We start from the raw sequence: 13,989 nt of genomic DNA, 5'->3' as shown, positions 1-13,989 counted from the left end.
GTCTGGCTCAATCCGGAGCGCATGCAACCGGCAGAACTAAAGCAGTTCGCGTGAAGTGACGCGACAAGTACGTTGACAACCGCCGAAACCGACCGGGATGGAATCGAGATTTCTTTGAGTCCGTCGGATTCCGTCACTACGCCAACCGCGCAGTCTGCATCGAGCATCGGAAAATCACATTTCTGCGACCAGGAAAATTCGCGGCTGATCGTCATGTCGAGAACGAATTTACTTCAAGTGTTCCGTTTCCCGGTAAGGCAGACGGCTTTCCGGCTGGTCTCCTACAATATTCTCGCCGCCACTTTCCACGTGTGTTCCAGGGCACATAGGCGTAAGGATGGCCTGACTTCGACGCCACGATGAAGTTAGTCGGCGCGACAGTCTGCTGCCCGAGGTGAAACTGCCGCTCGAATGAAAAGGACGGCATCCACGATCACCAGTTCCGCTTCTTCACCCGAGTCAGACCTCGGCACCGCGAACCACGCCGATCAGCCTGAGAACAAACGCGACGCCGGTGAACACGAAGCCCACTGCGCAGACGCCGGTCCAGCCCGCCAGCGACCAGGCCGCCCCCGAGAACATCGCACCCAATGCACCGCCAACGAAAAACACGCCGACAAACAGCCCATTGAGCCTTCCGCGCGCGGCGGGATTCATCAGGTTGATCGCGCGTCGGCCTAGCGTCTGGTCCGTCACCACGCCAGCATCGAGCGCGGCCGCACCCGCGACCAGCAACGCAACTGCCAGCACCGGATGGGCGCTCGCCGAAAAGCCGCCCCAGCCAGCGCCCGCCGCGCCGATTACCGCGAGCGCGACAAGCATGGCCAGATGGCCAGCAAAGAGTGCCTTGCGAGCCGCTCCGTGGTCGCCCGCGCGCCCGGCAAGCGGCGTCGCCACCGCGCCTGCCGCGCCGGCTAAGGCGAACAACGCAATGCCATTCATATCGAAGCTGAATGGCGGCTCTGCAAGGCGCAAGCCGATCGCGGTCCAGAACGCGCTGAACGCACCCATTACCAGCGCGGCCGATGCAGCATTGCGTTGCAGTACCGGCTCCGTTCCCAGCAACGTCCACAACGAGCGCAGCAGCATCGGGTAACGCGTTGCGACAGCCGGCAGGCGCGCGGGCAGCTTCATGTAGAGCACTGCCGCGAGCAGCGCGTCGATTAACGCGGCAAGCCCGTAGAAAGCACGCCAGCCGATCGCGCCGGCGATCACGCTCGCAGCGGGGCGCGACAACAGGATGCCGAGCATCAGACCGCCCATCACGTTGCCAACCGCTCTTCCGCGGTGGCTTTCCGATGCCATCGAAGCCGCCATCGGCACCAGCATCTGGATCACGCTGGATGTCGCCCCGGCGAGGAATATCGCGACCAGAAACACTGCGCGCGAATCGGCGAACATCGCGACGGCGAGAAAACCGGCGCAGCACGCCAGTGTTCGAACGATCAGGCGGCGGTTCTCAAGTAAATCGCACAACGGCACCAGCAGCACGAGTCCGGCCGCATAACCGAGTTGCGGAAGCATCGCGACGATGCCCGCCAGTTCCGGCGCAAGTCGCAGACTTCGGGCGATCGCGCCGGTCAACGGTTGCGCGGCAAACAGGTTCATCACGATCACGCCGACCGCCGTCGCGAAGAAGAGCGTGAGCGGCCCGGTGAGCCGCTGTGGCGTTTCGGATGCCGACGTCGTGGCGACGCAGCCAGGATTTTCGGGGAAGGAATTCATCGAGCGGCACTCTTGCGATGGGATGTGAAAGAACCATCCTAAGGGCCGACTCAATATGCGACAATTGAAATATGTTGATAATGATTATGCGGGTTAATTTTGAATACACGCGATCTGGAGGCGTTTGTCGCGGTCGTGGAAAGCGGCTCGATGGTGCGTGCGGCGGAAAAGCTCCACCTCACGCAGCCCGGCCTGACACGGCGCGTGCAAAACCTTGAAAGTTCACTGGGGGCCGAGCTGCTCGATCGGCAGAGCAAGCCGCTCAAACCGACTGCGGCGGGCAACGAAGTCTATGCGCTCGCGCGCACGGTATTGCGTGCGGTCGGCGATCTGTTGTCGGTTGCGTCTCCTGATAGCGAGCCCGCCGGCGAACTGAGAATCGGCATGCCGCCGTTTCTTGCCGAAGTGGCGCTGGAAGAGCCCTTCGACCTGCTGCGAAGTACTTTTCCGCGACTTACGTTGCGCGTCACGGCGGGCTGGTCGCCGGGACTCGTGCAAGGCGTCGGGCGCGGATCGATCGACGCGTCGGTCGTGCTGATGCCGTCCAGCTTCTCGCCACCGCAAACGCTGCAGGCCACGGCGCTCGCATTCCTGCCGACCGTGATCGTCGCGGCGCACTCGCTCGGTTTGCCCGACAAGCCATTGGCGCTGGCGGACCTGTCGCAGTGCGAGTGGATCCTCAATCAGGACGGGTGCGGAATGCGTTCCGCTCTGCGGCAGGCGCTGGACGCAGCAGGACTGCCGTTCAATGTTGCCGTGGAGGCGTTCGGCTCGGAACTGCAGCTTTCGCTCGTTGCGCGCGGCATCGGCATTGGGCTCGTTACGCCCGATCTGCTGGAACGCTCGGTGCATCGCGCGGCGCTGCGGGTCGTCGAGACCTCGGACTTTCGTACGGGTATCCATGCATGGTTCATTCATGGATCGCTCCCTGGCCGGCTGACCCGGCCCGTCGATTTATTGCGCCGGTCGCTGACCGGGGTGCTGGCCGAAAGCTGCGTGTCGATGCAGGAAGCGGGCGCCGACGCCGGGAGATAAGAGGGCGGACGCAAACCTCGCTGCAATCCGGTGCGGCCGCCCGACCGGCGCGGGCGAGGCGACGCGATCTGTGACGCTATATCGCGGAAGGATGAGTATCTGGCAGGCGTGGGATACTACGCAGCCAACCGGTTACCCGCTCGATTACGATGATTCGTATCCTTGCTCTATCAGGCAGTCTGCGCGCCGTGTCGTCAAATACCTGCGCACTGTCCGCGGCTGCCATGCTGGCGCCGCCTGGCGTTATCGTCGAACGCTATGACGAGATCGGCAAACTGCCCCATTTCAATCCGGACCTTGAGTCGAACCTTCCCCTAAGCATCGTTGATTTACGCACGCGGACAGGTCAAGCAGACGCCCTTTTGATCTCCTGCCCGGAATACGCCCGCGGGATCCCGGGATCCTTCAAAAACATGCTGGACTGGCTGGTGGGAAGCCTTGATTTTCCGGGAAAGCCCGTCGCTCTTATCAACACCTCGCCTCGAGCATCTGACGCCCAGGCCGCATTGAAGCTGGTTCTCGAGACGATGTCGGCAACGCTGGTTCAGGACGCTTGCGTCACGCTGCAATTGCCTGGCAAGCAGACTGAACCGGTCACCATGGCGAATGATCCCGTTAGCGGGGACGCGCTGCGGCACGCCCTTCGGGCGCTGGTCGACCATATTGCGACGACATCATCCAGGCTTCAGTAGATGTAGCCATCGGGCACGAGGTTGTCAGTTCTGGTCGATGTCTACGCGCTCGTACGTAGTCAGCCAACTACGCGCAACTTCTGCCCTCATTGTGGCAGCGTGCTCTTTGGAACGCCCCATCACGCGCCGGACATCGTGACCATTGATGCCGGAACACTGGACGATCCTTCGCGCTTCAAGGCCGGGTTCGTTCAGTTCATGTCCGAACGCCATCAGTTGGATGTTCAGCAACCCGAGACAGACACAGCCAGCGTCAATCGATCGTCGCTTCAATCGGCGATCCATTGAATTCAGCCGTATCGTGATGCTTCCATTCTCTCTGTCACGTGATGCTCACCACCGTGTCATGCATTTCTTCAAGCGAGCCGGTGGCTGCCGAAGGCAGATTTTTTTGAGCGAGCCACAATATTCGCGCGCCTGAAACGTCTTCAGACGCATGGAACCGCCACCCGCCCCGGACACGATGACCGAACGAGACAGCGACATCACCGCGACCGTGGTGCGCGAGCGCGCGAAGCTCGTCAATTTTATCCGGCGCCGCATACGCGATCCAGACGATGCCGAAGACATCCTGCAGGATGTCTTTCACGAATTCGTTCAGGCTTACCGGCTTCCCGCTCCGATCGAACAGGCAAGCGCGTGGCTTTTCCGCGCCGCACGCAACCGCATCATCGACCGTTTTCGCAAGAAGAAAGAGCAGCCGTTGACGGATCTGTCCGGGGATGAGGATGACGCCGGCAGTGAGTATCGCCTCGATCTTTCCTTACCCGCGCACGACGCAGGTCCCGAAGCGCTCTACGCCCGTGCCGTATTGCTCAAGGCCTTGCAGGATGCGCTCGACGAGTTGCCGCCCAATCAGCGCGAGGTATTTATCGCGCACGAGCTGGAAGGCCGGTCCTTCAAGGACATGGTGGCGCAAAGCGGCGTCACGCTCAATACGTTGCTTGCGCGCAAGCGCTACGCGGTCTTGCATCTGCGCGCCCGACTGCAGGCCATTTATGACGAACTGGATATTTAGAGGAGCCGACGGATGAATTATCGAATCAGATGTGCAGGTAAAGCGGTGCTCGTGATAGTCGGCATCGGCGTGCTCGGGTGGGCGGTCATGATGCTATGGAACTGGGTGATTCCAGCGTTATTCGTGGACGCCCGTACGATCGACTTCATGCATGCACTAGGCTTGCTGGTTCTGAGCCGCATTCTTTTTGGCGGCTTCCATGGACATGGCCGATGGCGCGAGCGGCGGCATTGGCGCAAATGGAATGCCATGACGCCGGAAGAACGGGAACGCTTCCAGGCGGCGTGGCCGTCGCGTCCAACCCGGCACGTGGAAGATTGATCATGCGCGAGCAATCGCAGGCCAACTGCAATCAGGACAGGCATTTGATCGCGCCCGTTGCGTGACGAGGTGCGTGAACCGGCAATCAAGCCCGTTAGAACACACCGGCAAACCGTATTTCCGACGTTCGAAATCCGGCACGGCCAGGGCGAGATGCGAGCCGTCTTCTGGACACTTCGTCAGGTCGATTCAGCTTTTCGGGGGAACGTATGACATCAACAGCCACGATGCTTCTGCGGCGGCTTCATGAACAAAGCCAGACGGAAGTGATGGCCCGCGCACGGGCGCAGTTTCATGGATCGAACGAGGAATTCCTGACACTCGCGGAGGATTACGACACACTCGCACCTCGTCTGCGCGGACGGTTTCTCGAAACGCTCGGGCTATCCAGCGAAGATTTCGAATCGTCGCAAGGCACGGCTCTGTCGTTAGCCGTGTCTGCGGAAACGGGACGATTTTTACGCAACATGACGCTTTCCCACAAGCCAGCCCGAATTCTCGAACTCGGCAGCTCGTGCGGCGTGTCCACGCTGTATTTCGCCGAGGCCCTTCGCACGTTGGGCAGCGGCATGGTTATAGCGACTGAACTCGACCCTGTGAAGTGCGCACAGCTTCGGGATCACGTCAGAACCGCGGGCGTAGACGTTTATGTCGATCTGCGGGAGGGCGACGTCTTTCAGGCTGTTTCCGAACTGGACGGCACGTTCGACATGGTGTTCATCGACGTATGGGCCAACACGTATCTGGATCTGTTCAAGCAGACCGAGCGCCTTCTTCGCCCGGGATCCATCGTTCTTGCCGACAGCATGTACACAGCCGAGGACGCCGTTCGGCCGTACAAGCAGTACCTCGACGGCAATCCGCGTTTTTCAACGACGACGCTGGACTTTGAATCAGGGATCGAATTCACAGTCGTCGTTTCTTAGGGGGTGTCGTCATGAGATTCCAGGCCCTGGCCACATGACCAGGCTGCGACCGATCGTGAACTCAACCACTCGGGTCATTGCCATGACTGAATCGCATCTAACATTTGCTACCCAGAATGAATGGGAAAACTGGTTGGCACAAAACGAAGGTACTTCGACCGGGACATGGCTGCGCCTCGCGAAGAAGAGCGCCAGACAACCGACCTTGACTTACGCACAAGCGCTGGAGAGCGCGCTCTGCTATGGCTGGATTGATGGTCAGAAGCAGGCCGGGAGCGAGGAATACTGGTTACAGCGCTTCACTCGACGCTCCGCGAAAAGCATCTGGTCCCGGCTCAACAAAGACAAGGCTGAAGCACTGATCGCCGCCGGCAGAATGCGTCCGCCGGGCATGCAGGAAATCGAGAAGGCCAGGAAAGACGGTCGCTGGGAAATGGCTTATACGTCCGCCAGCAACTCGACGGTGCCGGACGACCTGCAGGTTGCCCTGGACGCAAATCCCGAAGCCAGGACGTTTTTTGCAACGCTGAACAGCCGCAACCGCTACGCCATCCTGTTTCGGATACAGAATGCCAAAAAGCCCGAAACACGGGCGCGCAAGATCGAGGAATTCGTCGACATGCTGACCCGTGGCGAAACCTTCCATCCCTAAGGACGGTCGTCGTGAGATTTTTAGCCACATGACGAGGCAGCGGATTCGAGGGGCCGCCTGAAGCAAGCCCAGTTCTCATCGGAAATATCGTGGCGACGGTACGCTTCGGACATGCAATTTCAGTCGCGCGCTATGTCGCCCACCCTCGGGGTAAACACAGATTCGCGTATAACAAAACATTTATACAATGACTAAAAACTAGCGAAAGGCAATTTCGTTTGCCACAGGCTAATCAGCATGACTGCAACTGGAGACGCCATGCCGACAAGCGATCAGATCACTCCGCGCTTTACCTACGCGCGCGCCACGGACCACGACGCGCCCACGCCAGCGCTCTATCCGGTGGTCGTCATCGGCGCGGGTCCGGTGGGTCTCACCGCCGCGATCGATCTTGCCCGGCAGGGCGTGCGCACGGTCCTCGTCGACAGCGACGACACGCTGTCCACCGGTTCGCGCGCGATCTGTTTCGCGAAGCGCACGCTGGAAGTGTTCGATCGCGTCGGTTGCGGCGAGCGCATGATCGAGAAGGGCGTCAGCTGGAATGTCGGCAAGGTGTTCCTTCAGGACGAACTCGTCTACACGTTCGACCTGCTGCCGGAGGCCGGCCACGCGCGCCCGGCGTTCATCAACCTCCAGCAGTACTACGTCGAAGGCTATCTGGCCGGGCGCGCGATGCAGATGGACAACCTGCAGATGCGCTGGAAAAGCACGGTCACAGGCCTGACCCAGCACGACGGTTACGTCGAACTGCAGGTTGAAACGCCGGACGGTATCTATCCGCTGCGGGCGCGGTACGTCATCGCGGCCGACGGCTCGCGCAGCGCGGTGCGCCGTTGCATGGGCCTCGACAGCCACGGCCGGACGTTCAAGGATCGCTTTCTGATCGCCGACGTGAAAATGAAGGCGTCGTTCCCCAGCGAGCGCTGGTTCTGGTTCGATCCGCCGTTCCACCGTAACCAGTCGGTGCTGTTGCATCGCCAGCCGGACAACGTCTGGCGCATCGATTTCCAGCTTGGATGGGACGCCGATCCCGTCGCGGAAAAACAGCCGGAGCGCGTGATTCCGCGTGTGAAGGCACTGCTCGGCGACGATGTCGAATTCGAACTGGAATGGGTCAGCGTCTACACGTTTTCGTGTCAACGCATGGACAGCTTCCGGCACGGCCGCGTGCTGTTCGCGGGCGACTCTGCGCATGGCGTGTCGCCGTTCGGCGCGCGCGGTGCGAATAGCGGCGTGCAGGACGCAGACAATCTCGCGTGGAAACTGCGGCTCGTCGTGAATGGCGATGCGCCGCCCGCGCTGCTCGACACGTACGCATCCGAACGCGAATGCGCCGCCGACGAGAACATCCTCCATTCGACACGCGCCACCGATTTCATCACGCCAAAGAGCGCGATATCGCGCATGTTCCGCGACGCGACGTTAAAGCTCGCGAAAGACTGTCCGTTCGCGCGGCGTGTCGTGAATAGCGGAAGACTGTCCGTGCCCGCGGTGCTGCGCACGTCGCCGCTGAACACACCTGACGAAACCGCTGACGCGTTTTCCTGCGCGATGGTGCCGGGCGCGGTATGCACGGATGCCCCCGTGAAGGTGGCGGCCCGCGACGCGTGGTTATTGCATCAGACGGGCGGGGCGGCGTTCACAGGCATCTATTTTCACGACCCGGCCGAAGACGTCACTGCATGCGCCGCGCGACTCGCTGTGTTGACGAAACTATCCTTGCCCGTGCGCGTGCTGATCGTGGTTTCGCGTGGCACGCGGCTGGAAGGTGCGGAAAATGCGATGCCGTCGGACATCCTCGTCGTTGAAGACGTCGAAGGTCTTGTCAACGCGCGCTTCGATGCCCGTGCGGGCACGTTCTATCTGCTGCGTCCCGATCAGCACGTGTGTGCGCGCTGGCGCGCGCTCGACCCGGCGTCGGTGAAAGCCGCGCTCGATCGCGCGACGTGTAACGCTGAAGGATCACGACCATGAACCGGTTGAACACTGAACTGAATCTCGTGGACCCGGATGCGTTCTACGAAAAGCTCATCGACACGCACAACGGTCTCACCGAAGAAGAAAGCCACCTGCTAAACGCGAAGCTCGTGCTGCTGCTTGCGAACCATATCGGCGATGCCCAGGTGCTGGGCGAAGCGCTCGCGATGGCGCGTGCCGGTATCGGCGGCGGCGATATCGCTGAAACGGCCGCGGTTTAGCGCCCGCTCATCCACCCAAACCGCCACGACAGACGGTGCGTTGCCGCGAGCAGTTGCCGGGCGGTTTCGCCCTGAAGATCGCGCTCGAAATTGCCCGACGAACCGATCAGCGCGATCACGAGACGGATGCTTCCCGTGTGATCGAATACCGGAGCGGCGAGCGTCCCGATGCCGGGCACGGGCGCGTCGAACGCGTCGTCGATGCCGGCTTCACGTATTTGCGCAAGACGCGAACGGTAAGCCGGACGCAGCGTCGCGCGGCCTTTCCTCGATGGTGCAAGCGCTTCGGCCGGATCGATGCCGGCGAGGCGGATGGATTCCTGGGCGAGCAGACCGGTGAGCACGTCTTCCGAAACATGCGCGGCAAAGACACGTCCGATCGCCGTATTGACGAGCGACATCACCGTGCCGACACGCAGGCTCACGTGCTGCGGCTGCGACGATTCTTCCAGACGGATCACGGTCGGACCAAGCGGCCCCAGCGTGGCGGTCGCGACGCTCATCCCCGAGCCCGCGGCGAGCGTGGCGATTTCCGTCTCGGCTTCGCGCATCGGCGAAAGACGTTGCAACGCGATAAGCCCCAGTTCGAGGCCAAGCGGTCCCGGACTGAAAAAACCCGCCTCGTCGCGGCTGAGCAAGCCGATCTTGAGCAGACTGACGAGGTGAGGAAAGGCTTTAGCGGCGGGCATGCCGGCGTCGGCGGCCAGATCGCGCAACGATAGCGGCCGGCCTGCCGCGACGAGCGCGAGCAGCAGCTCGCCGGTGTTGTCGAGCGCGCTGATGCCGCGCTGTGCCCGCGTGTCGCCGGATATCGGGAGGGGGAGGGAGCCGTCTGGGGTCATGAGGCGCTTGCTGGAATGGATTCAGACACGGTTGACGAGCGCATCGGTGACGCGCCGCGACGCATCGCGCAACGCACGCGCCACGGGGCCGTCCCAGTCGACGTCGATCGAGCCCGACGGGCCGATCACCGTTAGCGCGAGCTGCATGCGGCGCTCCGCATCGAAGACCGGCACGCTCAGGCTGCTGATGCCAGGGCTGGGTGCATCGATGCCGCGCTCCATCCCGCGCGCGCGGATGTCGTCGAGGCGCGCACGTAACGGTGCGCCGAACGCGGGCACGAGACCCGCCTTCGCATTGCGCGGGCCCTTCGTGCGATCAGGGGTGCGTGTCTGGCTCTGCCACATGGCCGCGACCGGCGCGGGCGAGAAAAACGCACAGAACACGCGCCCCGTCGACGTGGCTTCGAGCGACATCACGGTGCCGACGTGAAGATTGACGTGCAGCGGAAATCCACCGCGCTCATAGCGCACGATGGTTGGCCCCTGCGTGCCCGCGACGCAAACAGCGACGCTGTAGCCGAAAGCCCCGGCGAGCGCGGCCGCCTGCGGCACGGCCACGTGATAAGCCGGCTGCTGCTCGATATGCAGCAGACCAAGCCGCAGCGCAAGCGGGCCCGGTTCGTAACTGCCGGTCAGTACGTCGCGCTTGACGAGACCGAGCCGCGTCAAACTCACGAGATACGTGTACGCCTGCGCCGCCGAAAGCTGCGCCGCACCCGCAAGCTCGCTCAGACCAAGCGGCGCGCGATGACGCGCCAGCGCATCGAGCAGACGGCCGCCTACTTCGACGCTCTGGATGCCGCGCTGTTTCCTTGCGGCGGATGTGTCGTCGGAAGGGCTTTCGATGTCTTCGCTCTTTGAAGGCCTGATCAATTTGAATGTCTCGTACTGGAACGACAGCATGGTAGCCGATCCTGTTACGCGAACCGTGTGCTCGTCGTTTACCCGGAGTTATCTGTTAGCAAATATATTTGCCATTGACGAATTATCGCGTTCGGCCGACCATGCTTCATCCCGCTCACCAGGTGGCAATGGAGACAGACATGGCAAAGGCATTTGCATCGCAGGCGGACCTCGAACAAAAAAAGATCACGTTCACGCAGCTTTCCGATAACGCGTACGCGTACACCGCTGAAGGCGATCCGAATTCCGGCGTGATCATCGGCGACGACGGCGTGCTGATCGTCGACACCACGGCCACGCCGGCAATGGCACGGGATCTGATCGCAAGAATCCGCGGCGTGACCGACAAGCCGATCAAATACGTCGTGCTGTCGCATTACCACGCGGTGCGCGTGCTTGGCGCGTCGGCCTATTTCGCGGAAGGCGCGCAGCAGATCATCGCGAGCCGCGGCACGTACGAGATGATCGTCGAGCGCGGCGAGCAGGACATGAAGTCGGAGATCGAGCGCTTTCCGCGCCTCTTTGCAGGCGTCGAAACGGTGCCGGGTCTCACGTGGCCCACGCTCGTCTTCGAAAAGGAAATCACGTTGTGGCTCGGCAAGCTGGAAGTGAAGATCGCGCACCTGGGTTCGGGGCATACGAAGGGCGATACGGTTGTATGGCTGCCTTCGCAGAAGGTGCTGTTCTCGGGTGATCTCGTCGAATACGACGCGGCGTGCTATTGCGGCGACGCGCAACTCGAGCAGTGGCCCACCACGCTCGAAGCGTTGCGTGCGCTCGGTGCGGAGAAGCTCGTACCCGGTCGCGGCCCGGCGCTGCTTTCGCCGGCGGATGTCGACAAGGGCATCGATTACACGAAGGATTTCGTGACCACGCTGCTCAAGGCCGGTCGCGAAGCGTATGCGCGGAAACTCGACCTGAAGGGTGCGATGGCGCTCACGCGCAAATCGATGGATCCGAAGTTCGGGCATGTGTTCATCTACGAGCATTGCCTGCCGTTCGACGTTTCGCGTGCTTTCGATGAAGCGGGCGGCGTGACGCATCCGCGCATCTGGACCGCGCAACGCGACAAGGAAATGTGGTCCGCGCTGCAGGACTGATTCGGGTCACCTTGCCCGGCTATCTACCGGGCAAGGTGACCGCTTCGGGTGTCGCGTTTATCGGCAGCATCGGGGTCACAGGCGGCATCGTCAGCCCGTGGGTCATCGGCCATCAGTCCACCCGCTCTGCCGACATCCATCCATTCGCAGCGTTTGCTGCCGCAACCTGCTTCGCAATCGAATCGGCCAGCTTTTTCGCATCGCCGGCAACGCTGTCGCGCTTTACCTCCGACACGCCGTGCAGCGTCGCGCCCGTCGCCGCGGCGGTTGCGACATGGCCGGCAGCCGTGCCGACACCGGCTGTTTCAGCGACACCCGGCATGTGGCCGCTATCCGCATCGGCGGAGAAGCGTTGCAGCGGCATCGGCGCACCTTCGGCGGGTTTGTACAGAATCTGGACCGACGCGCCCACTTCGCTCTTGCCGGCGCCAAGACCGATCAACATGCGCCGGCGACGCTTGCCTTCGTCGATCGTCTGGAAACTGCCTTCGACGATCAGCGCATTCTGGTTCGCAGGTGCGGGGCCATCGGTGCGCACCGCGTGCAGTCCCATCGATTGCAGCTGGCGCACGATTTCGTCAGAGACCTGTGCGCGTGTGTCGAGCGCTGTCTGATACTGCTTTTGCGCGGCCGGTTCGCCGCTCATCATCGTCTTCAGGTTCTGCGCCATGCCGCTGTCCATTTTCACCTGGTCGGGCGTGGCATCGAACGCGTACACGTAGATGACGTCGGCGCGAACGTGCGGAGCGGCGCCCGCCTGGCTGACACCCGTGACGCCCGAGGCGCAACCGGTCAGAAGCAGCGACCCCGCCACGAGTGCCGCGCCTGCCAGACGCCTTGCGTCATGAACGAGGGAGTTGAATGAAGTTTGCATGTCGATCCTGTCATCGGCACAGTCGTGCCGTCAATTGTCGGGGGAGAGGTCACCGACAATCGTTCGATCCACAGGATCGCAAACTATCGGAGATCGGGTCTGCGTGAGGGCGGACTGCCTGTGAAAGAGGTGTGCCGCAACACGCAGACGCGAGTATGGGAGGAAGCGGTTGCGCGCGCCATTCAGGAATTATGTCGCGCGATGTCGCCGGTATCCGCGACGCACGCACGCATTTTTATGAAGAATGCCGGTTCAGCGGCAAGGTCACGAGGGCCTCGAGACCGCCGCCCTCGCGCGCGCGAAACTGTAGCGAGCCGCCATGCAGGCGCGCGATGCGCTCGACGATCGCGAGCCCGAGACCCGTGCCGCCCGAATGACTCCGTGCGTTCGTGCCGCGGCTGAAGGGCGCCTTGAGCTGCTCGAGTTCCGCGGCGGCGATTCCGCTGCCGCGATCGCATACGGCGACGCACGCGGCGTCGCCCTCGGTCCACGTGCGCACGGCGAGACCGGTACGCCCGTAGACGATCGCGTTCTGCATCAGGTTCATGAGCAGCCGCATCAGGCTCACGGGCCGGTACGCGAACACGGGGATTTCCGCGAACGACAGTTCGAATTCATGCCCGAGCCCCGCGAAATCCGCGGCGAGCTGACCGATCAGCGCGTTGAGGTCGCCAGGTTGTTGAGCCTCGCGCTCGCCGCTGCCCGCGTAGTCCATGAACTGCTGGAGGATCGTGTCGATCTGGTCGAGATAGTTTTCCGCCGACGCCACGAATGTATCGTCGGCACCGCGCGGAATCGCCATCGCCATCGCGAGACGCAGCTTGGTGAGCGGCGTGCGGATGTCGTGCGACACGCCCGCGAGCATCAGCGCGCGCGTCGCCTCTGCCTGCTGTAGCGCCAGGGTCATCTGGTTGAACGCGCTACTGACCTGGGCGATTTCAGTCGGACCGTCGGTGGGCAGCGCGACGGGCGCTTCGCCCGCGCTGACGTGACGCGCCGCGCGCGCCAGATCCTTGAGCGGACGGTTGATGTGCAGCTGGATCAGATAACCCGTCAGCGCGGCCAGCAGCGCGAGGCCCGCGGAGAGCGCGAGCGTCAGGGTGATGCCGCTCGCCTGCGCGTCCTCGGTCATCGGCAGGGCGATCCAGCAGGGCTCGCCGGCGACATGCACGCGGATCCAGAGCCGTTCTCCGTCGCCGGCCTGCCAGCGCACCGGCATGTCCGGCGGCAGATAGCGTTGCAGTGCGCGGACGAAAACATCGCGCTGCCAGGTGCGAAAAAAACGGGCCGGGCCGCGGTGCGGTTCGAATTCGAGATGTTCCGGCGGCTGTGTCTGGCCGCCGAGGCGCGCTGCCGCGGCGCGGCCTTCGTCGGGCGGCATGGCCGCGAGCACGCTGTCGAGCGTCTTCACGTAGTCGGAAAAGATGATCGCGGCGCGGTCGATCCGCGGACGCTGCACGTAGTGCAGCAGCACGGTGAACGAGCACACCTGGGTCAGTGCGACGAGCGCCACCAGCAACGCGATATTGCGCGCCAGCAGCGAACGTGGCCGCCATCGTGGGCGCCATCCGGAGCGCGAGGCAGACGTCACGACTCGATGCCCGCGACGAGCATGTAGCCGACGCCCCACACGGTCTTGATGAAGCGGGGGGGGGGGCGGGGGGGCGGCGCGCGGGTGTGGGGCCGCCCGCGAGTGGAAGCGG

At 62.7% G+C, this 13,989-nt stretch carries 14 protein-coding genes and 1 pseudogene; 10 read left to right on the top strand and 5 right to left on the bottom strand.

The genetic code is table 11. From position 1 onward, the window contains the following. Window positions 1-215: hypothetical protein (locus LPA34_RS26415; protein WP_228984012.1), on the bottom strand; the 215-nt coding region annotated here is incomplete at its 3' end. A 244-nt stretch (window positions 216-459) separates the two neighbouring features. Beyond that, window positions 460-1,725: an MFS transporter gene (locus LPA34_RS26410; RefSeq protein WP_228984011.1), complete on the bottom strand. Its 1,266-nt coding sequence runs from the start codon at window positions 1,723-1,725 to the stop codon at window positions 460-462. Window positions 1,726-1,824: 99 nt separating this feature from the next. Here LPA34_RS26410 and LPA34_RS26405 point away from each other — a divergent pair, with 99 nt between their 5' ends. The 9 genes from LPA34_RS26405 (at window position 1,825) to LPA34_RS26365 (ending at window position 8,567) form a co-directional block, all read left to right on the top strand. Beyond that, window positions 1,825-2,760 (top strand): LysR family transcriptional regulator, encoded by a 936-nt coding sequence (locus LPA34_RS26405; protein ID WP_228984009.1) that lies wholly within the window; start codon window positions 1,825-1,827, stop codon window positions 2,758-2,760. A 149-nt stretch (window positions 2,761-2,909) separates the two neighbouring features. Next, entirely contained in the window at window positions 2,910-3,452 is a 543-nt protein-coding gene (locus LPA34_RS26400; RefSeq protein ID WP_228984007.1) for an NADPH-dependent FMN reductase, read from the top strand. Window positions 3,453-3,473: 21 nt separating this feature from the next. After that, entirely contained in the window at window positions 3,474-3,740 is a 267-nt protein-coding gene (locus LPA34_RS26395; protein WP_228984004.1) for a GFA family protein, read from the top strand. A 148-nt stretch (window positions 3,741-3,888) separates the two neighbouring features. Beyond that, window positions 3,889-4,470 (top strand): RNA polymerase sigma factor, encoded by a 582-nt coding sequence (locus tag LPA34_RS26390; protein WP_228984003.1) that lies wholly within the window; start codon window positions 3,889-3,891, stop codon window positions 4,468-4,470. 12 nt (window positions 4,471-4,482) lie between these two features. Beyond that, on the top strand, window positions 4,483-4,791 hold the full coding sequence (locus tag LPA34_RS26385) for a hypothetical protein (protein WP_228984001.1): 309 nt from the start codon (window positions 4,483-4,485) through the stop codon (window positions 4,789-4,791). Window positions 4,792-5,000: 209 nt separating this feature from the next. Next, window positions 5,001-5,717: an O-methyltransferase gene (locus LPA34_RS26380; protein WP_228983999.1), complete on the top strand. Its 717-nt coding sequence runs from the start codon at window positions 5,001-5,003 to the stop codon at window positions 5,715-5,717. A gap of 82 nt (window positions 5,718-5,799) precedes the next feature. Further along, window positions 5,800-6,369 (top strand): YdeI/OmpD-associated family protein, encoded by a 570-nt coding sequence (locus LPA34_RS26375; RefSeq protein ID WP_228983997.1) that lies wholly within the window; start codon window positions 5,800-5,802, stop codon window positions 6,367-6,369. A 258-nt stretch (window positions 6,370-6,627) separates the two neighbouring features. Then, entirely contained in the window at window positions 6,628-8,343 is a 1,716-nt protein-coding gene (locus LPA34_RS26370; protein WP_228983995.1) for an FAD-dependent oxidoreductase, read from the top strand. Beyond that, a complete protein-coding gene (locus LPA34_RS26365; RefSeq protein ID WP_228983994.1) occupies window positions 8,340-8,567 on the top strand; it encodes a DUF2783 domain-containing protein in 228 nt (75 codons plus the stop codon). Before LPA34_RS26370 ends, LPA34_RS26365 begins: the two co-directional genes overlap by 4 nt. Here LPA34_RS26365 and LPA34_RS26360 read toward each other — a convergent pair. Then, window positions 8,564-10,312: pseudogene (locus LPA34_RS26360) on the bottom strand (IclR family transcriptional regulator). The gene LPA34_RS26365 and the pseudogene LPA34_RS26360 overlap by 4 nt on opposite strands. 140 nt (window positions 10,313-10,452) lie before the next feature. On the opposite strand from LPA34_RS26360, the gene LPA34_RS26355 reads away from it, so the two are divergent. After that, entirely contained in the window at window positions 10,453-11,412 is a 960-nt protein-coding gene (locus tag LPA34_RS26355; protein ID WP_228983985.1) for an MBL fold metallo-hydrolase, read from the top strand. Window positions 11,413-11,524: 112 nt separating this feature from the next. On the opposite strand, the gene LPA34_RS26350 is transcribed toward LPA34_RS26355, so the two are convergent. Both LPA34_RS26350 and LPA34_RS26345 read right to left on the bottom strand, forming a co-directional pair. Continuing rightward, window positions 11,525-12,286 (bottom strand): DUF4410 domain-containing protein, encoded by a 762-nt coding sequence (locus LPA34_RS26350; protein ID WP_228983983.1) that lies wholly within the window; start codon window positions 12,284-12,286, stop codon window positions 11,525-11,527. Between the two features lie 235 nt (window positions 12,287-12,521). Then, entirely contained in the window at window positions 12,522-13,877 is a 1,356-nt protein-coding gene (locus LPA34_RS26345) for an ATP-binding protein (protein ID WP_228983981.1), read from the bottom strand. Window positions 13,878-13,989: the final 112 nt, after the last annotated feature.

Origin of the sequence: Paraburkholderia gardini (assembly GCF_907164575.1) — a bacterium.
GTDB lineage: Bacteria > Pseudomonadota > Gammaproteobacteria > Burkholderiales > Burkholderiaceae > Paraburkholderia > Paraburkholderia gardini.
The sequence above is the reverse complement of the archived record's forward strand: the minus strand, read 5'-3'. Positions and strand labels throughout refer to the sequence as shown.